The following is a 21,804-nucleotide window of genomic DNA, read 5'->3' as shown; positions in this document are numbered from 1 at the left end:
TCAAACAAACGTTCGGGTTCAATTTTTTGGTATGTGTCAAGTTTTCCTAGGTGCCTTATAATCAACCAAATATTTATACACAATAATTAGTTTGAAAATATTTTTGCCATTGCTCCGATAGGGCTACTTGTTGGGGCATCAACTGGTATTTTACCTGAAAGAACTCCAATATGCTTAGAATGGTGCTTGTTGCTCAGCTGAGCTGAACTCAACGTCTTCAATGATTCCGTAGCGATCTCAATCGTTAGCTCTTGTAACTTTCTTAAACCACCACGTAAGTATTTATCTAGCTTACCGTTTACCCGAGCTTCAATTAATTTCAACATAGCCTCAAGGCCCTTTTCGGACCATACTTTGCCTTGCTTTTTCATTCGATACGTGTACGCTCTGTGTGAGCTTTCAACGGATCCCAATTTGCCGACCCTCATGAAGCCACGATCGTGTGGAGACTTTATAAACTGCCAATTTCTTGCCAAATATTGTCTTAGGACCCTTAGGCTCTCAAGTTCCTTATCAGTTTTAATTTGCGACTCAAATGTATCTAAAATAACGTTTAACTGATTCTGATCATACAGGCTAACGCTCTTAACGGCCTTATCAACCAATGGATTAAATAAACCAAAGGTTTGTTTAATCTTTTTGACAAAGTGATACCGATCGATAGTAAATTCAACTCTTTGAGCACTCGGAACTATTTCTCGCATACTTTTCGGGTTATACCCTGGGCCACCATCACTTGCTGTAAACACGGTCATTTCACTGATTTTATAATACTTCTCAATGTAGTCAGTTACTCGTTTTTGAACCTTTTTTTGATTGATACCAACAAACTCAACTTTGTTTGATCTTGTTCCATCTAATCCTGATTCAAAAACAATGTAATGGTGGACGTCTTGTCTTCGTCGATTAATTTTGTGTATCTCAAAGGCATCGCCTTCAACCACTAAGTTTTCAACTTTTCGTTTCTTAACTAGTTTCTCTTCGGACGATTTTTCTTCTGTCTTCACGGTATCTGCCATGTCTCTGATAATTCGGTCTACTGACCAGGCACTAATATCCGTCTGACTTGCCAGATTGATCATTGCGGCCGTATTTCTCATCGTTGTCGTTTGCCCAATTTTGGCAACGACACTTTTAAAATAAGGTGAAATTCTTTTTCTTTCTTCCAACTGAAGTTGTTCATCCAACGGGAAGTAATAACTTCCATTGGGTCGAAGATAACATCTTCTTTCAAAATTCACGGCGCCAAACATAAACTCAATTGTTCTGGCCTGTCGATTAATGAATGTATTTTCTGCCGGAATTGATGGAACGAGTGTTTCATCTAATTGCCTCAGATATTCAGCTACAACCAGCTGGAATGACTTCCTAAGATGAAGAATTACCTGCTCCTCTAAATCAAATAAACTGTCTAAATTTCCCAATGATTCAATAAAATCTGCTAAAATATACATGAAAGACCTGTATCCCTTCCTTTAATCTTCGTCGATTAAAAGGCTACAGGTCTTTTTCTATATATTCAACTCAAAATGAATATTCCTAGAATTTTATTGACCATCTAGGAAAACCTTACACTAACATTTTTTGAAAAAAAATCAATAACAGTGTAAAATCATTGGTAAACAAATCGGGAGTGAAAAAATTGGCAGAAAAAGATGAAGAATTTCAAAAATTAATTAAAAGGATTAATGAATTAGCCCATAAAGCCAAGAGTGATGGCTTAACAGATTTAGAAATCATTGAACGTAAAGACCTGCGTCAGAGATATTTAAAACGATTTAGAGAAGGTTTTAAAAGTCAAGTTGAAATGATGCAAGTGTTTGATAAGAGTGGTAAAGAAGTTACCCCGGAAAAAGTGAAAAATGTTCAGCGGAAAAAGGGACTTCGTGATGATTAAATCGATCATTTAGTTTTGTAATGGTCATTTAATCTTTTCTTATTTAAATTTAATGATAGAATAAGAGGTACTGATAGGGAAATCAGGATGACCTCTTTTATTTTGTGAAGTTTTTGTGTACTATAGAGTAGTATACATAATTGTAAGGAGGTTAGAACATTGTCAACAGGAATTTGGATTTTAATTGTTGTTATTGCGTTATTACTTGGGGCAGTAGGTGGTTTCTTCGCTGCTCGTAAATATATGGAAAGCTATCTTAAGAATAATCCTCCGATCAATGAAGATATGTTACGAACTATGATGTTGCAAATGGGACAAAAACCATCGCAAAAGAAGTTACATCAAATGATGTCTTCTATGCAGAATCAAGCTAAACATCAAAAATAGTTTTAGACAGATTTTATGAATGATAAAGGACAAAGATTATTTTTGTCCTTTTTTTGTTGCCAAAAATTAGAGGAAATTTGAAAGATAGTAAACAAATAGGAGGAGTAACTCGTGTCAATATTTCGGAAATTAGCTTGGTTTTTTAAAATAGAGAAATGGAATTATCTAATTGGAGTTATTTTTCTTCTTCTCGTGGCTGTCTTAAATGTTTTACCACCTAAAATTATTGGTAATTTGGTTCAATTAATCAGTACCAATAAGTTAAAAGCAACAACTTTGACGTTTTCATTGATTGTTTTAGTAAGTGTTGCGATTCTACAATACCTTTTTCGATTTGGCTGGCGATCACGGATTTTCGGTGGGGCGGCTCGGCTAGAAAAAACGTTGCGTAGTCGGCTTTTTACTCATTACATGCAGATGGATCAAACTTTCTATCAGGAACATCGCACAGGAGACTTGATGGCCCATGCAACTAATGATTTACAGGCCATTCAACAAGTTGCTGGTTCTGGAATTTTATCATTTGCTGATTCGATTATTACCGGTATTACAACAATTATTGCCATGATGGTACTTGTAGATTGGCGCTTAACGTTGTTGGCTATGATTCCGTTCCCATTACTTGCCATTAGTGCTGGTTATTTAGGAACAAAGATTCATATTGCTTTTCGTAAATCACAGGCGGCCTTTTCACGGTTAAATAACAAAACACAGGAAAGTGTTATGGGAATTAAAGTGATCAAATCGCTTGGACAAGATAAAGAAGATACTGCTGATTTTGAAAAATTAATTGATCAGACTATCAAAATTAATCGGAAAGTTAACGCTTTAGATGCAATGTTTAATCCGATGACCACTATTTTGATTGGTGTTTCTTACATGATTACCCTTGTTTTAGGCGGATCATTTGTTGTTCATAACGTCATTAATATTGGACAACTTGTTTCGTTCATTTCATACATTACCATGCTGATTTGGCCAATGTTTGCCATTGGTAATTTGTTTAATATCATGGAACGTGGAAATGCGAGTTATGATCGAGTCAATTTGTTGTTACACGCAAAATCTAGCATTATTGATGACAAACATGCGGTTAAACAACGTGCAACTGGTGATTTAAATTTCGCAATTCAGTCCTTTACCTATCCAGGTGACGAACAAAGTAGTTTAAATCGTGTCAGTTTTAAATTACCAGCTGGAAATACCCTTGGTTTGGTTGGAAAAGTTGGAACCGGAAAATCAACGATTATGAAACTTATTTTACGTGAGTTTGACGACTATAAGGGAGAAATAACGGTTGGCGGCATTAACATTAAGGATTATGCGTTAAACACATATTTACCATCGATTGGGTATGTGCCAGAAGAAAGTTTTCTTTTTTCTGATACGATCAAAAACAATATTAAATTTGGCGACTTTTCTGCGACTGACGAAGAAGTTATAGAAGCTGCTAAAAAAAGTGATTTGTATGACGACATTTTAGATCAACCTGATCAGTTTGATACCGAGGTTGGTGAGCAAGGCGTGTCATTGTCTGGCGGTCAACGCCAGCGGCTTGCCATTGCGCGGGCACTGATTATTAATCCAGAGATCCTTCTCCTGGATGATGCCCTTTCTGCGGTTGATGGTGAAACAGAACATGAAATTTTAAAGGAATTGCGTAAGGAACGTAAAGGCAAGACGACCATAATTGCTGCGCACCGGTTAAGCAGTGTGATGAATGCTAACGAAATTTTGGTTCTTGACAGTGGTGAAATTATTCAACGAGGAACTCACGAAGAGTTACTTAAGCAGGATGGTTGGTATCAAGATATGTTCCATAGACAACAAATGGAAACTAAAATTGCAAAGGAGGGTGACCTAGATGCAGAATAAAAAAGAATCAATTTGGGCACATACTATGACCACTAAAGAGCAATTTCGTACAATTAAACGAATGTTGCCTTTTACAAAACCTTTTTGGAAACAATTTGTGGTTGCAATTATTTTTGCAGGAATTGTAAGTGTAATTAATATTTTACTTCCCAGGTTGATTCAATATTATATGGATCATTTTTTAATCCATAGTTCAACGCCACTTTCGATTATGTTTTTGTTTGCTGGTTTATATTTTCTAGGAGCAATATTACAAGCAATTTTTCAGTTTGGGCAAACTTTCCTTTATGCAATGGGAGCCGAACGAACGTTAGAAAGAGTGCGGGTTCTTTTATTTAGGAAATTGCATAAATTGGGGATGAATTACTTTGATGCCACCCCGGCTGGATCAATAGTGTCTCGGGTAACTAATGATACGATGAGTTTACAGGACTTCTGGACGCTGTTTTTAACACTTATTGTGGGCGTTTTTGGGATGGCTTCTGCTTTGGTTGCTATGTTTACAACGAATGCGAAGATTACCTGGGCGACGCTATCATTATTACCATTCTTAGTTTTTATAATTTGGTTTTACCAAAAATATAGTTCAACGGTTTATCGAAGAATGAGAGAAAACTTAAGCCAGTTAAACACCAAAATTAGTGAGTCATTGGTCGGAATTGGAGTTATTCAACAATTTCGCCAAGAAAAAAGAATTGAAAGTGAATTTGAAAAAACAAATAACGAATACTTATTTGCCCGATTTTCAATGATTCGTATGAACTCTTTGCTTTTAAATCCAATCATTAATTTAATGTATGCGCTGGGCGTTGTGATTGCGTTAGGATTATTTGGTATTAATACTTTCAAAGAACCAGTAGCTGCAGGAGTTATTTATGCATTTGTAAGTTATATCGATAGTTTTTACAATCCAATGTCGTCTATGATGGATTATCTTTCTACTTTCCAAGATGGGCTTGTTGCAAGCACTCGAATTTTACGAATTTTCGATAATGAAAGTTATCAACCAAAACAAAATGAGCAGTCAGATCTTGAAATCTCAGAAGGAAAAGTGGAATTTAAACACGTTACTTTTTCGTACGATGGTAAAAATAACGTTTTAAATGATATTAGCTTTACGGTTAATCCTGGTGAAACTGTGGCTTTAGTTGGATCAACTGGTAGTGGTAAGAGTTCAACCATCAATCTTTTAATGCGATTTTATGAGTTTCAATCTGGTCAAATCCTTGTTGACGGCCATGACATTCGTGATTATGCAGAAGCGGAGTTGCGGAAAAAAATTGGATTAGTTTTACAAGAACCATTTCTATTTTATGGGGATATTGCTTCAAATATCCGCATGTATAATGAAGATATTACTGATGATCAAATTCGACGGGCAGCTCAGTTTGTTCAAGCTGATCATTTCATTGAGGAACTACCAAATGGTTACCATAACAAAGTGATTGAACGTGGGGTGGAGTACTCAGGCGGTCAACGTCAATTAATTTCTTTTGCTCGTACAATTGCCAGTGATCCTAAGATCTTAATTTTGGATGAAGCAACTGCACATATTGATACAGAAACAGAAGATATGATTCAAGGAAGTTTGAAAAAGATGAGCCAAAGTCGCACGTCTCTTGTGATTGCCCATCGGTTGTCAACGATTCAAGATGCTAACCAAATTTTGGTTCTAAAGCATGGACGAATTATTGAGCGTGGAACTCATGATGAATTACTTGCTAAGAAAGGTATGTATTACGATATGTACCAAATGCAAGGAAATACCAAAGTAGAAACTGAATAACAAAAAAGACTGGGAAAGTATTTTTCTCAGTCTTTTTTGTTATATAAAGCGTGGAAAATAAGCATTAACGTTTTGTTCCATTCACTCATTTTTTTTAGAAATATCAACGTAATGAAAATTTGGATCGATTTCTTGGTCTAATTGATCAAATGCAGATTGTAATTTTTCGTCAAGGGCAGCACGACCCGCCTCATTCATCCGTTGTTTGCGGTCTACGACAATTGGCTTCCCGAAATCAACGGTGATTTTTTTTCGTGAAAAAAGTTTTTTGAAAGACAAGGGGCCCTGGTACACAGTTGGGATAAGTGGCACATTTGCCATTTGAGCTATTACAACTGCGCCTCCCTTTAGATGCTGTGTATGACGTGAACCAGAAGGAAAGATAATCATTGAAAGCTTTCCTTCTCGCAGAATTTTCACGGGAGTCTTAATGGCGGAAGGACCAGGATGTTTTCGATTAACAGAAAAAGCATAACAGGTAACCAGAATCCAGCGAATGATGGGGTTTTTAAATAGTTCTTCTTTAGCCATAAATGAAAATTTTTTAGGACTAGCCGCTAAAGCAAACAGGATTGGATCAAACCAAGTTCGATGTGGGCCAACGAGAATGTATGATCCCTTTGGAAGATTCTTTCGGTTTAAGTAACGAGGACGGCCATTGATAATGTATAATAGTAAACGAATTACAATTCTTAAAAAGGAATAAAGCACTGTGCAACTCTCCAATCATGCTAATTTATATCTTAAGTATGGACAAAAAATGAGATTGTTGCAAGTAATGATTAAGGGGAAAAATGACAGAATCTGTAAATTTAAACGGTAACGAAAGAATTGATCAACTGTACAGTCAAGATATTAAAATTATTCAAAGCTCAGAAGTCTTTTCGTTTTCGTTAGATGCGGTTCTTTTAGCAAATTTTGCAAAACTAAAAGCTTCTCCAAAAGTGAAAATTATGGACTTATGTGCAGGCAATGGTGCAGTAGGACTTTTTGCCAGTCAAAAAACCAAAGGACAAATTTTTCAGATTGAATTGCAAGCAAAATTAGCTGATATGGGGAAACGAAGTATTGAACTGAATGGGCTTCAGAATCAAGTCCATATGGTAAATATGGACTTAGCAGATACTTTTAGAAAATTTGAAAAAGATACATTTGACTTTGTTCTTTGCAATCCACCGTATTTTAAAAACCAAATAGCAAGTAAGAAAAATCCCAATCCATATTTGGCGGTGGCACGTCATGAGATTAAAACGAACCTTGATCAGGTGTTGGAGACATCGGCCGGTTTACTAAAAATGAACGGAAAATTATATTTGGTTCATCGCCCTGACCGTTTTTCGGAAATTATGGCTTCTTTGGCACGTCATCGATTAGCACCAAAAAAGATTCGGTTAGTTTATCCACGCCAACATAGCGAGGCCAACATGGTTTTAATCGAAGCAATTAAAGATGGTCGAAAAGGTGGGATGCGGTTTGTGGAACCTTTGTATACATATGAAGGAAAGGAATACTCGACAGAAGTGAAGGGATTACTTTATGGTAGAAAAAAATCGTAAATTCTTCTTTTATGTGCTTTATTGTGCGGATGGGACGTTGTACGGAGGTTTTACGGTTGATTTAGCTCAGCGAGTAGCTACACATAATGCTGGAAAAGGAGCAAAGTATACGCGCGTAAAGAGTCGTCGTCCGGTTCGATTAATTTATTCTGAAACTTATGAAACGAAACATGATGCATTGAGTGCGGAGTATCATTTTAAGCATCAAACGCGTAAAGCCAAGCTTCAATTTCTCGACTTACATAATGTAAAACTTCCAAAAGTCTGAAAGTCTTTTTCATGAATTTTGTTTTCAGTGTTATACTAAAGATACATTTGTTAAGGAGGAATTTTTGTAATGAAAATTATTGATTATGGTATTCGTGATGATGAAAAACCATATTTAGATGAATGGGTTAAGAAAAATAATGTTGAAGTTAAGGCTGTTTCTGACCTTTTAACTGAAGACAATATTGACCTAGCTAAGGGTTATGATGGGGTAATTGCTTATCAGCAAAAACCTTATACTGATGGCATCTTTAAGAAGATGGATGAATTTGGAATCCATGCATTCTCCTTACGAAATATTGGTGTTGATAACGTTCCTGCTGAATCTGTTAAGAAATACAACATTAAAGTTTCTAATGTTCCAGCATATTCACCAAGTGCTATTGCTGAATTATCAGTAACAGCATTGATGGCTTTATTACGTCGTTTGCCACGTTTCGAAAACAAAATGGCTAAAGGCGACTTCCGTTGGACACCAGATATTGCTCAAGAACTCAACGAATTAACGGTCGGTGTTGTTGGAACTGGCCGAATTGGCCGTGCAGCAATGGACATCTTCAAGGGCTTTGGCGCTAAAGTTATTGGCTACGATGTTTTCCGTAATCCTGAATTGGAAAAAGAAGGCATTTATGTAGATAGCTTGGATGATATTTATGCACAAGCTGATGTTATTACTTTGCATGTACCTGCATTAAAAGATAACTATCATATGTTAAATGATGATGCCTTTAGCAAAATGAAGGATGGTGTCTACATTCTTAATTATGCTCGTGGTTCACTTATCGACACAGATGCTTTGATCCGTGCACTTGACAACGGCAAAGTTGCTGGCGCTGGTCTTGATACCTACGAAAATGAAGTTGGTATCTTTGATGTTGATCACAAGGGCAAGAAGATTGATGATGATGTCTTCAATAACCTTTATGCACGTGATAATGTCTTGATCACACCACATGCAGCATTCTATACAACCAAAGCTGTTAAGAATATGGTTCAAATCTCATTAAATAATAACAAGAGTTTTATCGAAAATGGAAAAGCTGATAATGAAGTTAGCTTTGACTAATTTTAGATAGAAATTAAATGAAAAAGAGCTTACATAATTGTGTAAACTCTTTTTTTGTGATTAAAATTCACTGTCTTTTAAAGTATTACTTGCAGTGAGGCAATATTTTCGGTATACTTGTTCCTGGTGTTAAACCAAATTCACACCCAACTGGATGATTTGACCAGTGCTCATTGAGTTCTCAAATCGGATGAAGGTTGGGAAGGAAAAAACTATTGGAGGTATATATTTTATGTCAGTTATTTCTATGAAACAATTGCTCGAATCTGGAGTTCATTTTGGTCACCAAACACGTCGTTGGAATCCAAAAATGAAACCATATATTTTTACAGAACGGAACGGTATTTACATTATTGACTTACAAAAAACAGTCAAAATGATTGATACTGCTTATAACTTTGTAAAAGATATCGCAGCTAATAACGGTGTTATTTTATTTGTTGGTACAAAAAAGCAAGCACAAAATGCAATTGAAGAAGAAGCAACTCGTGCAGGTCAGTATTATGTTAACCATCGTTGGTTAGGTGGAACTTTAACTAACTGGAATACGATTCAAACACGTATCAAACGGCTTAAGGATCTTAAAAAGATGAATGAAGACGGTACTTTTGATCGTTTACCAAAGAAGGAAGTTTCTCTTCTTAACAAGCAAAAAGATAAGTTGGAGAAGTTTTTGGGTGGTATCGAAGATATGCCTCATATTCCAGATGCTGTATTTATTGTTGATCCTCGTAAAGAGCAAATCGCAGTTAAAGAAGCTCGTAAATTGAACATTCCAATTATTGCTATGGTAGATACGAATACAGATCCTGATCAAATTGATGTTATTATTCCATCAAATGATGATGCTATTCGTGCTGTTCGTTTGATCACTTCAAAAATGGCTGATGCCGTTATTGAAGGTCGTCAAGGTGAAGACCAAGAAGACGCTGATCAACCAGCAGCAAAGAGCGCAGCACCAGCTAAAAAGAGCGCTGCTACTAGTGAAGTCTCTTCAGATTCTCTTGAAAATCTTAAGAAAACCGTTGAAGGCGGAGCAAGTTCTGCAAAATAGTTTTTGTTTTAGGCTGTCGTAAGTCTCGACCTTTTTGGCCTGAGACCGAGATGGCCTTTTTAATGAAATTTTGAGAATTTTAAAGGAGGATATAATTATGGCAAGTATTTCCGCATCTCAGGTTAAAGAATTACGTGATAAAATCGGTGTTGGTATGATGGATGCAAAGAAGGCATTGGTTGCAAGTGATGGTGACATGGATAAAGCAATTGATCTTCTTCGCGAAAAAGGAATTGCTAAGGCTGAAAAAAAGAGCAGTCGTATTGCTGCTGAAGGCTTAGCAGATGTCGAAATTCATGATGACCAGGCTGCAATTGCTGAAGTTAATTCAGAAACTGATTTCGTTGCTTCCAACGACCAATTTATCGACTTAGTAAAGGGTATCACTGCTCAATTAGCATTAAATACTCCTAAAACAGTTGAAGACGCATTGGCACTTAAGACCACAAAGGGAACCATTAACGACGACATTGTCGAAACAACTCAAGTAACAGGTGAAAAAATCACTTTACGTCGTTTCGATGCAATTAAGAAAACTGCTGACCAACATTTTGGTGCATATCTGCACATGGGCGGTAAGATCGCTACATTAGTTGTTTTAGATGGTGCTGACGACGATACAGCTAAGGATATTGCAATGCACGTAGCCGCTATTAATCCTAAGTACGTTAACCGTGATCAAGTACCTTCAGAGGTTTTAGATCATGAACGTGAGGTTTTAACTAAAGAAGCTGAAGAAGAGGGCAAACCTGCTAAAATCATCGCTAAGATGGTAGAAGGTCGTCTTAACAAATTCTTGGCTGAAATTAGTTTGGATGATCAAGATTTTGTTAAAGATCCTGACCAAACAGTTGCAAAATATGTTGCTTCTAAAGGTGGAAAAGTGAAATCATTTATCCGCTATGAAGTTGGCGAAGGCATTGAAAAGAAAAATGTTGACTTTGCTGAAGAAGTAAAAAAAGAAATGGGCGACTAAGCTAATATTTAAATCAAGGTACATTGCGAAAGCAATGTACCTTTTTTTATTAAGACGGTTATTTTTTTAAAAAAATAACAAGAGCCGTTTTGTTCAAGCTTTGTTTTAGATACAAATAGAAAAAAATTAATTTGAATGAAAAATGATGTTATATTTATAAATGTTTTATCGTATGCACCTTTTACTCAGTTGCATAAGGTAAATTGCCGAATAAATGGCTCTTTGTACTGCTTTTATGATAAACTAGAACGGAAGAAACAAGTGGAAGAGTCAATTTGACTGGCCACCTAATTAGTGCAGTGATAATGATCACCCGTACTGAGAATAAAATTTTGTGAATAAAATGATCATTGATAATTTTAGGAGGACAACCATGACAGAGGTTAAATATAAACGGGTAGTAATGAAGCTCAGTGGTGAAGCACTTGCTGGAGATAAAGGGACGGGAATCAATCCGCCTGTAATCAAAACAGTAGCTAAAGAATTAAAAGAAGTTCATGATTTGGGTGTTGAAATTGCCGTCGTTTGTGGTGGTGGTAACATGTGGCGTGGTGAGACTGGTGAACAGTTGGGCATGCAACGTGTACAAGCTGACTATATTGGAATGCTTGCAACGGTTATGAATGCATTGGCCTTGCAGGACAGTTTAGAATCTTTAGGTGTTCCTACTCGGGTGCAAACAGCTATTGAAATGAGACAAATTGCAGAACCTTATATCCGTCGGAAGGCTGTCCGCCATCTAGAAAAAAATAGAATTGTGATTTTTGCGGCTGGAACTGGCAGCCCATACTTTTCTACAGATACCACAGCTGCCTTACGTGGTGCTGAAATTGATGCTGATGCCATTCTGATGGCTAAAAACGGGGTTGATGGCATTTATTCAGCTGATCCAAACATTGATCCATCAGCTGTTAAGTATGAAGAACTTACTCACTTAGATATTATTGATAAAGGTCTCAAAGTCATGGATGCCACAGCCAGTTCTTTATCAATGGAAAACAATATTCCAATCGTCGTTTTCAATCTTAATAAACCGGGTAATATAAAAAAAGTTGTTGAAGGACAAAAAATTGGAACTACCGTAAGGGGGAAATAACATGACAGTAGAAAATACCAGTATTAAAGACGCACAAGATCGTATGAAAAAAGCAGAGCAATCTTTGGAACACGAATTGGGCAACATTAGGACAGGACGTGCAAATGCCAGTTTATTAGATCGCATTAAGGTTGATTATTACGGAACTCCTACACCGGTTAACCAAATGGCATCAATCACGATTCCAGAAGCACGTGTAATTATGGTTACACCGTATGATAAAACAGCATTAAAAAGTTTAGAACAGGCAATTTTGATTTCTGATTTAGGCATCAACCCATCTAATGATGGCACAGCAATTCGTTTGGTGATTCCTCAACTTACAGAAGAACGACGTAAGGAATTAGCAAAAGATGTCAAAGCAGAAGGCGAACGCGCAAAGGTTGCGGTTCGAAATGTACGACGTGATGCAATGGATGATCTGAAGAAGGGTGAAAAAGACAGTACTTATACAGAAGATCAACTCCATGATTTAGAAACACAAATGCAGAAAGTTACTGATGTGGCAATTAAAGCCGTTGACAAGATTGTAGCCGATAAAGAAAAAGAAGTTTTATCTGAATAGAATATTTTAAATGTATTTTAAAACGCAAGAGCCTGACAGTTTATCAGTGCTGTTTGCGTTTTTTATTGTTTAAGAGGCTTGTTTAGGGTAATTTTTCATTTTTATATAAAATTTTTATTTACAGAATATCAACTTTGGAGGTTTTCTGCTAAAATAGAGTTTATGTACTTATATAAAATGGAGTGATAGTGTGTTTTCAAAATCCGATAAACCAAATAGCCTTGAATCAGAAACACCAAAACAATTGAATGAACATATTCCTAACCATGTTGCTATTATTATGGACGGGAATGGACGCTGGGCACAAAAACGACATTTACCAAGAATTGCTGGCCACCGAGAAGGTATGAATACTGTTAAAAAAGTTACAATGAGTGCAAGTAATTTAGGCGTCAAAGTCTTAACTTTATACGCATTTTCAACAGAAAATTGGAAAAGGCCTTCAGGTGAAGTAAGCTTTTTAATGCATCTACCGGCTGATTTCTTTGATACTTTTGTTCCTGACCTTATCAAAGCCAATGTGCGCGTTAATGTGATTGGCTATGTTGATCAATTGCCTGACTATACGCAAACGGCTGTAAAAAATGCTGTAGCTGATACTGCTCAGTGTACTGGTATGATATTGAATTTTGCTTTTAATTATGGTGGTCGAGCCGAAATAGTTACAGCAGTGAAAAAAATTGCTCAGAAAGTTTCAGATCAAGAACTGACTTTAGATGAAATCACCGATGAAACTATTGATTCAAACTTGATGACTGCTGATTTAAAGCCGTACGCGGATCCTGATTTATTAATCCGGACGAGTGGAGAAGAACGAATTTCTAATTTTCTACTCTGGCAAATTGCCTATAGTGAATTAGTTTTTACAGATCAACTTTGGCCAGATTTTTCTGATCAAACACTTAAAGATTGTATTTATCAGTACCAACAAAGAAACCGTCGTTTTGGCGGTCTAAAATAAGGGAGCTTGAAAAATGAAACAACGAGTCACAACAGCTGTTATTGCTTTGATTATCTTTATTCCGGTAATTGTGTATGGAAAATGGCTAATCGATATTGCGGGAATTGTCCTTGGACTTATTGCCGTTAATGAAGTTTTAATGATGAAAAAATTACTTTTGGTTTCTCCAGAAGCGATTATTGCAGATATCGGGGTTATTGCCTTAATTGCACCGGCATCTTGGTTCGGATGGTTACCACCACAAATTGATCAAACTTTTATCTTCTTTTTGTGTATAATTGGTTTTCTTATCAGAACAGTATTTAGTCGAAACCGTTTTTCTTTTGATGATGCCGGAGCACTTACTTTGGCAGTTGCTTACATTGGTTTTGGATTTAACTACTTTATTGCTGCTAGAAGTGTTGGATTATCAATGTTGTTATACATCCTATTTGTGATTTGGTCTACGGACAGTGGTGCATATATATTTGGCAAGCGATTTAGCAAGCATAAGTTGGCACCCGCAATTAGTCCTAACAAGACTTGGGAAGGGTCGATTGGCGGCACAATTTTAGGTACCGTTGTTGGTACAGTATTTTTGGCCTTTTTCCCAACCCAATATAATTTTCTTTTGATGATATTGTTGACACTAATTCTTTCAATTACAGGTCAGTTTGGTGATTTAATCGAATCAGCATTAAAACGATATTTTTCAGTGAAAGATTCTGGAAATATTCTTCCAGGACATGGTGGAATCTTTGATCGTTTTGACAGTATGCTGTTAGTTTTACCTATTGCCCATCTGTTTGGATTAATCTAACAAAGTGAGGTTTGCCATTGATACAGACGATTATTACATTCATAATTGTATTTGGAATTCTGGTTATTGTTCATGAATTTGGTCACTTTTATTTTGCAAAAAAATCTGGGATCTTAGTTCGTGAGTTTTCAATTGGAATGGGTCCTAAAATCTACGCATATTCAAAAAATGCAACCACATATACGCTTCGAATTCTACCGATTGGTGGCTACGTTCGGATGGCAGGACTTGAAGATACTGATGAAGAATTAAAACCAGGAATGCCAGTTAGTTTAATTACTGGTGATAATGGAAAAATAGAAACAATTAACACGAGTCATGATACGACGCTTTTGAATGGAATTCCGATTGAAGTTACCGGAAGTGACTTGGAAAATGACCTTTGGATTGAAGGATATGAAAACGGTGATGAACAGACTCTTAAACGTTATGAAGTTGATCATGACGCATCTATTATTGAGTCAGATGGAACGAAGGTTCGAATTGCGCCGAAAGATGTTCAATTCCAGTCAGCCAAGTTATGGCAAAGGATTCTAACTAATTTTGCTGGACCAATGAATAATTTTATTCTGGCCATTGTTGTATTTGCGTTAGTTGGTATTCTCCAAGGGCAAGTTCCAACAAATTCAAATCAAGTTGTTGTAATACATGATTCAGTTGCGGCCAAGGCAGGATTAAAATCCCAGGACCGAATTGTTTCTGTAAATAGCAAAAGTACAAAATCTTGGTCAGATTTACAGGATGCTATTTCAGGTCGTCCAGGTAAAAAAACCAAAATGAGAGTTCAACGAAATTCAAAACGAATCAATTTGCAGATTACGCCTAAATCGGTTAAACAGAATGGATCAAAAACTGGTCAAATCGGGATTGAAAGTACGATGACTAAGAGTATAACTGCGAGAATTGCATACGGTTTTACTGAAACTTGGCGGTTAACCTCTATGATTTTTGCTCTTTTAGGTCATATGATTACCCATGGTGTCAGTGTTAACGATTTTGGTGGTCCAGTTGCCATTTACGCACAGACTTCTGCTGCCGCTAAATTAGGTTTTACTTCGGTACTAACGATGTTGGCTTATTTATCGTTAAATTTAGGAATTGTTAATTTGATTCCAATTCCAGCGTTGGATGGTGGAAAAATTCTGCTTAACTTTATTGAAGGAATTCGAAGAAAGCCTTTAAAACCAGAAACAGAAGGAATTATCACCCTTATTGGTTTTGGACTTCTTATGCTTTTGATGATTCTTGTGACTTGGAATGACATCCAACGTTATTTCTTAAAATAATACTTATTTGTGGAGGAAAACATGAAACAATCGAAAATATTAATTCCGACTTTGAAGGAAGTACCTAATGATGCTGAGGCAAAAAGCCATCAGATGATGCTGCGTGCTGGTTATATTCGCCAGGTTTCGGCCGGTATGTACGCTTATTTACCACTCGCTTTTCGAACAATTGAAAAAATCAAAAAAATTATTCGGGCTGAAATGGAAAAAATTGATGCAGTTGAGATGTTAGTACCGGCTGTGCTTCCTGCTGAGCTATGGGAAAAGTCGGGTCGTCTTGAAACATATGGACCAGAATTATTTAAATTTAAGAATCGTCATGACCGTGATTTTATCCTTGGACCTACTCATGAAGAAACTTTTACAACCCTTATTCGAGATGAGGTAAAATCATACAAGCGTCTACCACTTACTTTGTACCAAATTCAGATGAAGTATCGTGATGAAGACCGTCCTCGTTATGGTTTGTTACGTGGACGCGAATTTTTGATGAAAGATGCTTATTCTTTCCATGCCGAAACTGATAGTTTAGATAAAACTTTTCGCGATATGGAAAAAGCTTATCAAAATATTTTTGATGCCTGTGGTTTGAATTATCGGGAAATTGTGGGTGACGCTGGTGCAATGGGTGGTAACGATTCGAAAGAGTTTTCTGCAATTGCCCCTGTTGGTGAAGATACAATTGCATATTCTGAAGAAAGTGACTATGCTGCAAATCTGGAAATGGCTAGCAGCAAATACATTGAACCAAAGACAGCACCTGAGGCACCAAAAGAACTTGAAAAGGTGGCAACACCTGATGCTAAAACGATTGATGAAGTTGCTAAATTTCTTAATGTCAAAGCAAATAAACTGATCAAGACTCTTTTATTTATTGCAGACGAGAAGCCGGTATTGGTACTAGTCCGTGGTGATGATCAAGTAAACGAAGTTAAAGTTAAGAATTTTCTTAAGGTTGACGAATTGGTAGCTGCAACTGACGATCAGGCGGAACAATATTTAAATGCTGATTTTGGGTCTTTAGGTCCTGTTGGGGTAGATTCGAAGGATGTTACAATTTTGGCTGACTTTTACGTTAAAATGATGAATAACGCTATTACGGGTGCTAACCAAAATGGGTACCATTACAAGAATGTAAATCTAGATCGTGATTTGAAGGTTAACCAGTTTGGCGATTTTAGAACCGCTCAAGAGGGTGAACTGGCTCCGGATGGTAAAGGCAAGCTAAAGTTTACTAAAGGAATTGAAATTGGTCATATTTTTAAAATTGGAACTCGTTACTCTGATTCACTCGGAGCCACTATTTTAGATGAAAACGGTCGTTCTAAGCCAGTTATTATGGGGTGTTACGGAATTGGTGTTAGCCGATTGTTATCAGCAATTGCGGAACAAAAAGCAGATGACCACGGCTTAGTTTGGCCAAGTAAAATTGCACCATTTGATATTCACGTGATTCCAGTAAATGCCAAGAATAAAGAACAAATGGATTTGGCTAATCAAATTTCAGATACGATGACCAACGCTGGTTATGAAGTTCTTGTTGATGATCGTAAGGAACGGGCCGGAGTTAAGTTTGCTGATTCTGATTTAATTGGAATTCCTGTTCGAATTACAGTGGGTAAAAAATCTTCAGATGGTATTGTAGAGGTTAAGCTACGAGATACTGGGGAGACGTTAGAAGTAAAAATTGCAGAATTAGAAAATTCGGTTGGTATCCTTCTTAAAAATGATAATTAAAAACAATTTTAGGGCAGTATCAACAGCATAATAATTATAATAACGGCAGGTTGATGAGAGGTTAGTTTGAATATCAACTTGTCGTTATATTCATGAATATTAAAATATTTGTTTAGTTTTGCGAAAGGGGAAGGAATCAAATTTTGAGTTTAAATACTAGTGAGCAATTTCAAAAACTTCTCGAACAAATTGACTATCCTCAGCTTAATGAACCAAGTTTTGAAAAGGCTGAAATAAAAAAGGTAGTCGTTCATAAAAAATCAAAGATTTGGGAATTTTCTTTTCAATTTAAAGAATGTTTACCTTTTGAAGTATTTCAACAATTTTATAACCATTTACAAATGGCTTTTAACTCGATTGCAACAGTGTCATTTGAGATTAAAACCCATACATCAGAATTAGACGGTCATCTGATTGCAAATTATTGGGACTGGATTGTCAAAAATAGCCACATCTCTTCGCCTCTTACTCAGGAACTATGTGGACATAACTTGCCATATATGAATGATGGTCGGGTTATTTTTGCTGCTCAAAATGAAGTTGTTCAAAATTTTTTAACATCAACCGCTCTTGGACCAATTGAAAGCACTTACCAACAGTACGGTTTTCCAGAATTCTCAATTCACACCATTATTGATGATTCAGATTCTCAAAGTATGATTAAAGAGTTGAAGGCCAAAAAAGAAAAAAGTGATGCAGAATTAGCAAAAAAAGCCTCTCAAGCAATTTTGGAACAAAGTGAGAAGCGACAACAAAGACAAGCAAGTGGCGTTCCGGATGGCGGGCCAGTTCGGATTGGTAAACAAATTAATCCAGATGCAGAAGTTACTCGGCTGGATCAAATTACACAAGAAGAACGTTCAGCGGTTATTGAAGGATATATTTTTGACGCCGAAGTTAGAACGCTACGGTCAAAACGACAATTATTAATTTTTAAAGTTACTGATTATAGTTCCTCAATTACAGTAAAAAAGTTCTCCAAAAATGAAGCAGAAGAACAATTATTTGCAAACATTAAAAAGGGGCTTTGGGTTAAAGTTCGTGGGAGTATTCAAGAGGATACTTTCATGAGAGACCTTACGCTTAATGCTTATGATGTGATGGAAGTTAGTCATGCAACACGTAAGGACACCGCACCTGCGGATAAGAAGCGCGTTGAACTTCATCTGCATACCAATATGAGCCAGATGGATGCGACAAATAACATTACTGATTATGTAAATCAGGCTGCTAAATGGGGTCAAAAAGCAATTGCAGTAACAGACCACTCTGGGTTACAAGCTTTTCCGGATGCGTATGCTGCTGGTAAGAAAAACCATGTCAAGATTTTGTATGGCGTTGAAGCTAACTTGGTTGATGATGGCGTTCCGATCGGATATAACGATAAAAAAATTCCCCTTAAAGGGGCAACTTATGTGGTGTTCGATACAGAAACAACGGGGCTTTCGGCAATTTATGATAAGGTAATTGAACTTTCTGCGGTAAAAATGCAGGATGGTAACGTTATTGATCAATTTGAAGAGTTTATTGATCCAGGATTTCCATTATCCGAAGTCACAACTAATTTAACAAGTATTACAGATGAAATGGTGCATGGCTCTAAGTCAGAAAAAGAAGTGTTCTCACTTTTTCGAGAATTTTATGGAGATGCCATTGTTGTAGGCCATAATGTGACGTTTGATATTGGCTTTATGGATACGGGATATGCACGTTATGGTATGCCACCAATTACCAATCCAATCATTGATACGCTGACCTTAGCACGATTCTTGTATCCAACGTTGAAGAGTTATCGTTTAAACACGTTAGCTAAGAAATTTGGAGTCAGCTTAGAGCATCACCATCGTGCAATTTATGATGCCGAATCAACAGGACATTTGTGCCATCTATTTTTGAAAGATGCGGAAGACCGCTATCACATTAATTATCACAGCCAGCTCAATGAACACATGACTGAAAATGACGCGTATAAACACGCTCGGCCAGCACATGCAGTTTTGATTGCACAAACCCAGGCCGGATTAAAGAACCTATTCCGGTTGGTTTCACTTTCTAATGTAAAATACTATTATCGAGTTCCGCGAATTCCTAAATCTGAACTATCTCGTTTACGAGATGGGATTTTGGTTGGGTCGGCTTGCAGTAGCGGTGAAGTCTTTACAGCTATGATGCAAAAAGGTAAGGAAGAGGCCAAACAAAAGGCTAAATTTTATGATTATCTAGAAGTGATGGCAAAACCTGTCTATCAGCCAGAAATTGAACAAGGTTTAATTCAAGATAATCGTCACCTAGAAGAAATTTTATCTAATATTGTGGATCTTGGAAAAGAGTTAAAAAAACCGGTTGTTGCGACTGGTGACGTTCATTATCTCAATCCTGAAGATTACATTTATCGAAAGATTTTGATTAATTCTCAAGGGGGAGCTAATCCGCTTAATCGATCGAAGTTACCAGACGTTCACTTCAGAACGACTAATGAAATGTTGGATGAATTTGCCTTCTTAGGTAAAGAAAAAGCAGAAGAAATCGTTGTGACAAACCCCAATCGGATTGTCGACATGGTAAATGATGTGAAACCTGTTAAAGACAAGCTTTATACACCTAAGGTTCCTGGGGCTGAAGCTCAAATTGAAAAGTTAACGATGGATGAAGCCCATGCCCTTTATGGTGATCCGTTACCTCAAATAGTTAAAGAACGTTTGGACAAGGAACTGAAAAGTATTATTGGTAATGGATTTTCCGTTATTTATTTAATTGCCCAGCGACTTGTTCATAAAAGTAATAAAGATGGGTACTTGGTTGGATCTCGAGGATCGGTTGGATCTAGTTTAGTGGCTACCATGTCGGGAATTACGGAGGTTAATCCGCTACCACCACACTATCGATGTCCAAATTGTCAGTACACCAAGTTTTATACCAAAGGTGAGTATGGATCCGGATTTGATTTACCTGACGAAAATTGTCCAAAGTGTCAAACACCGTTAATTGGTGACGGTCAAGACATTCCATTTGAGACGTTCTTAGGTTTCAAAGGTGATAAGGTACCTGATATTGATTTAAACTTTTCTGGAGATTATCAACCAATTGCACATAATTATATGCAAATCTTATTCGGACAGAAAAATGTGTTTCGAGCTGGAACAATTGGAACAGTCGCTGATAAAACGGCCTATGGATACGTAAAAGCATACGAACGGGATACCGGTCAGACATTCCGTAATGCTGAAATTGACCGGCTATCATCTGGTGCCACTGGAGTTAAAAGGACGACTGGACAACATCCAGCAGGAATTTTGATTGTGCCGGATTATATGGATATTTATGACTTCACGCCAATTCAATATCCTGCAGATGATCAGTCGGCTGCTTGGAAAACGACGCATTTTGATTTTCATTCTATCCATGATAATATTCTGAAAATGGATATTTTAGGACATGATGATCCAACTATGATTCGTGCGTTACAAGATCTTTCTGGAATTGATCCAAAAACGATTCCTACAGATGATCCTGGAGTTATGAAATTATTTTCTGGAACTGAAGTTCTAGGAGTAACGGAGGAACAAATTCAGTCCAAAACGGGAACATTTGGGGTGCCAGAATTTGGAACCCGATTTGTTCGCGGGATGTTAGAGGAAACTCATCCGACAACGTATGCTGAATTACTTCAAATTTCTGGCCTTTCTCATGGAACTGATGTCTGGTTAGGAAATGCTGAAGAGTTAATCAAAGCTGGAACCGTAACTTTGAAAGATGTCATTGGTTGTCGTGATAATATCATGACCGATTTAATTCATTATGGGATGGACTCGCAAACGTCTTTCCAAATTATGGAAAGTGTTCGTCACGGTCGGGGAATTCCCGATGGTGATGAGAAAAAGATGAAGGACTCTAACGTGCCCGATTGGTACATTGATTCTTGTGGCAAAATTAAGTATATGTTCCCACGAGCGCATGCTTCTGCCTACGTTTTGATGGCCCTTAGAATTGCATACTTTAAAGTATATTTTCCAATTCTATATTACAGTGCCTATTTTAGTGTTCGTGCAGATGATTTTGATTTGGTTTCTATGTCACACGGCAAGGATGCAGTAAAAAAAGCAATGAAAGACATTAACGATAAGGGAATGGATGCTTCCACAAAAGAAAAAAATCTTTTGACTGTATTAGAGTTGGCCAACGAAATGCTTGAACGTGGTTTTACATTTAAGATGGTTGATGTGAACAAGTCTGATGCTTCGCAATGGGTAATTGACGGTAATTCTTTGTTAGCACCGTTTAATGCTGTTCCTGGATTAGGATTAAATGTTGCCAAACAGATCGTGGCAGCTCGTGAAGATAAGCCATTTCTTTCAAAAGAAGACCTTTCAAAACGTGGAAAAGTTTCAAAAACTTTGATTGATTTTATGACTGAAAATGGTGTTTTGGCTGATTTACCAGATGAAAATCAATTATCCTTGTTTGATATGTAACCAATTTGAACGGTATCATGTGAT

Annotated in this window: 18 protein-coding genes; 16 read left to right on the top strand and 2 right to left on the bottom strand. The window is 36.9% G+C overall.

The features are described from left to right. Positions 1-86 precede the first annotated feature (86 nt). Entirely contained in the window at positions 87-1,454 is a 1,368-nt protein-coding gene (locus ADU73_RS09940; RefSeq protein ID WP_046872291.1) for an ISLre2 family transposase, read from the bottom strand. A gap of 188 nt (positions 1,455-1,642) precedes the next feature. Here ADU73_RS09940 and ADU73_RS09935 point away from each other — a divergent pair, with 188 nt between their 5' ends. The 4 genes from ADU73_RS09935 (at position 1,643) to ADU73_RS09920 (ending at position 5,945) form a co-directional block, all read left to right on the top strand. Continuing rightward, on the top strand, positions 1,643-1,897 hold the full coding sequence (locus tag ADU73_RS09935; RefSeq protein ID WP_046871205.1) for a DUF896 domain-containing protein: 255 nt from the start codon (positions 1,643-1,645) through the stop codon (positions 1,895-1,897). A 159-nt stretch (positions 1,898-2,056) separates the two neighbouring features. Beyond that, a complete protein-coding gene (locus ADU73_RS09930) occupies positions 2,057-2,284 on the top strand; it encodes a YneF family protein (RefSeq protein WP_046871204.1) in 228 nt (75 codons plus the stop codon). Positions 2,285-2,395: 111 nt separating this feature from the next. Next, positions 2,396-4,159, top strand: a complete 1,764-nt coding sequence (locus tag ADU73_RS09925) for an ABC transporter ATP-binding protein (protein ID WP_046871203.1) — start codon at positions 2,396-2,398, stop codon at positions 4,157-4,159. Continuing rightward, a complete protein-coding gene (locus ADU73_RS09920) occupies positions 4,149-5,945 on the top strand; it encodes an ABC transporter ATP-binding protein (protein WP_062913444.1) in 1,797 nt (598 codons plus the stop codon). The genes ADU73_RS09925 and ADU73_RS09920 overlap by 11 nt, the downstream gene beginning before the upstream one ends. A gap of 81 nt (positions 5,946-6,026) precedes the next feature. Here ADU73_RS09920 and ADU73_RS09915 read toward each other — a convergent pair whose 3' ends face one another. Continuing rightward, the gene (locus ADU73_RS09915; RefSeq protein WP_056986172.1) at positions 6,027-6,656 is read right to left on the bottom strand and encodes a lysophospholipid acyltransferase family protein; all 630 of its coding nucleotides are present in this window, start codon (positions 6,654-6,656) and stop codon (positions 6,027-6,029) included. An 83-nt stretch (positions 6,657-6,739) separates the two neighbouring features. Here ADU73_RS09915 and ADU73_RS09910 point away from each other — a divergent pair, with 83 nt between their 5' ends. The 12 genes from ADU73_RS09910 (at position 6,740) to ADU73_RS09855 (ending at position 21,780) form a co-directional block, all read left to right on the top strand. Next, positions 6,740-7,501 carry a tRNA1(Val) (adenine(37)-N6)-methyltransferase gene (locus ADU73_RS09910; RefSeq protein ID WP_046871200.1) on the top strand — a complete coding sequence of 254 codons (762 nt, stop codon included), beginning with the start codon at positions 6,740-6,742 and terminating at the stop codon, positions 7,499-7,501. After that, on the top strand, positions 7,482-7,769 hold the full coding sequence (locus ADU73_RS09905; RefSeq protein WP_046871199.1) for a GIY-YIG nuclease family protein: 288 nt from the start codon (positions 7,482-7,484) through the stop codon (positions 7,767-7,769). Before ADU73_RS09910 ends, ADU73_RS09905 begins: the two co-directional genes overlap by 20 nt. Positions 7,770-7,838: 69 nt before the next feature. Beyond that, positions 7,839-8,834 carry a D-2-hydroxyacid dehydrogenase gene (locus tag ADU73_RS09900; protein ID WP_062913443.1) on the top strand — a complete coding sequence of 332 codons (996 nt, stop codon included), beginning with the start codon at positions 7,839-7,841 and terminating at the stop codon, positions 8,832-8,834. A 232-nt stretch (positions 8,835-9,066) separates the two neighbouring features. Further along, the gene (rpsB, locus tag ADU73_RS09895; protein ID WP_046871964.1) at positions 9,067-9,888 is read left to right on the top strand and encodes a 30S ribosomal protein S2; all 822 of its coding nucleotides are present in this window, start codon (positions 9,067-9,069) and stop codon (positions 9,886-9,888) included. Between the two features lie 97 nt (positions 9,889-9,985). Then, complete coding sequence (gene tsf / locus ADU73_RS09890; RefSeq protein ID WP_046871965.1) at positions 9,986-10,864, top strand: translation elongation factor Ts; 879 nt, start codon at positions 9,986-9,988, stop codon at positions 10,862-10,864. Positions 10,865-11,237: 373 nt separating this feature from the next. After that, the gene (gene pyrH, locus ADU73_RS09885) at positions 11,238-11,960 is read left to right on the top strand and encodes a UMP kinase (RefSeq protein ID WP_062913442.1); all 723 of its coding nucleotides are present in this window, start codon (positions 11,238-11,240) and stop codon (positions 11,958-11,960) included. Between the two features lies 1 nt (position 11,961). After that, positions 11,962-12,525 (top strand): ribosome recycling factor, encoded by a 564-nt coding sequence (gene frr, locus ADU73_RS09880; protein WP_062913441.1) that lies wholly within the window; start codon positions 11,962-11,964, stop codon positions 12,523-12,525. A gap of 190 nt (positions 12,526-12,715) precedes the next feature. Continuing rightward, the gene (locus ADU73_RS09875) at positions 12,716-13,486 is read left to right on the top strand and encodes an isoprenyl transferase (RefSeq protein WP_056986179.1); all 771 of its coding nucleotides are present in this window, start codon (positions 12,716-12,718) and stop codon (positions 13,484-13,486) included. A 13-nt stretch (positions 13,487-13,499) separates the two neighbouring features. Continuing rightward, positions 13,500-14,285 (top strand): phosphatidate cytidylyltransferase, encoded by a 786-nt coding sequence (locus tag ADU73_RS09870; protein WP_062913440.1) that lies wholly within the window; start codon positions 13,500-13,502, stop codon positions 14,283-14,285. A 17-nt stretch (positions 14,286-14,302) separates the two neighbouring features. After that, positions 14,303-15,571, top strand: coding sequence for an RIP metalloprotease RseP (gene rseP / locus ADU73_RS09865; protein WP_056986178.1), 1,269 nt, complete (start codon positions 14,303-14,305; stop codon positions 15,569-15,571). Between the two features lie 21 nt (positions 15,572-15,592). Further along, positions 15,593-17,308, top strand: coding sequence for a proline--tRNA ligase (locus tag ADU73_RS09860; protein WP_046871971.1), 1,716 nt, complete (start codon positions 15,593-15,595; stop codon positions 17,306-17,308). Positions 17,309-17,451: 143 nt separating this feature from the next. After that, on the top strand, positions 17,452-21,780 hold the full coding sequence (locus ADU73_RS09855; RefSeq protein WP_062913439.1) for a PolC-type DNA polymerase III: 4,329 nt from the start codon (positions 17,452-17,454) through the stop codon (positions 21,778-21,780). The last annotated feature ends 24 nt before the right edge of the window (positions 21,781-21,804 follow it).

The organism is Pediococcus damnosus (assembly GCF_001611155.1).
Lineage (GTDB): Bacteria > Bacillota > Bacilli > Lactobacillales > Lactobacillaceae > Pediococcus > Pediococcus damnosus.
Note: the sequence above shows the minus strand (reverse complement) of the source record. Positions and strands in the feature narration are given on the sequence as shown.

Excerpts from the sequence above, each read along its gene's own strand:
- ADU73_RS09940 (WP_046872291.1), bottom strand. The coding sequence starts at position 1,454 with ATGTATATTTTAGCAGATTTTATTGAATCATTGGGAAATTTAGACAGT.
- ADU73_RS09920 (WP_062913444.1), top strand. The coding sequence starts at position 4,149 with ATGCAGAATAAAAAAGAATCAATTTGGGCACATACTATGACCACTAAA.
- ADU73_RS09910 (WP_046871200.1), top strand. The coding sequence starts at position 6,740 with ATGACAGAATCTGTAAATTTAAACGGTAACGAAAGAATTGATCAACTG.
- ADU73_RS09905 (WP_046871199.1), top strand. The coding sequence starts at position 7,482 with ATGGTAGAAAAAAATCGTAAATTCTTCTTTTATGTGCTTTATTGTGCG.
- ADU73_RS09900 (WP_062913443.1), top strand. The coding sequence starts at position 7,839 with ATGAAAATTATTGATTATGGTATTCGTGATGATGAAAAACCATATTTA.
- rpsB (WP_046871964.1), top strand. The coding sequence starts at position 9,067 with ATGTCAGTTATTTCTATGAAACAATTGCTCGAATCTGGAGTTCATTTT.
- tsf (WP_046871965.1), top strand. The coding sequence starts at position 9,986 with ATGGCAAGTATTTCCGCATCTCAGGTTAAAGAATTACGTGATAAAATC.
- pyrH (WP_062913442.1), top strand. The coding sequence starts at position 11,238 with ATGACAGAGGTTAAATATAAACGGGTAGTAATGAAGCTCAGTGGTGAA.
- frr (WP_062913441.1), top strand. The coding sequence starts at position 11,962 with ATGACAGTAGAAAATACCAGTATTAAAGACGCACAAGATCGTATGAAA.
- ADU73_RS09870 (WP_062913440.1), top strand. The coding sequence starts at position 13,500 with ATGAAACAACGAGTCACAACAGCTGTTATTGCTTTGATTATCTTTATT.
- ADU73_RS09860 (WP_046871971.1), top strand. The coding sequence starts at position 15,593 with ATGAAACAATCGAAAATATTAATTCCGACTTTGAAGGAAGTACCTAAT.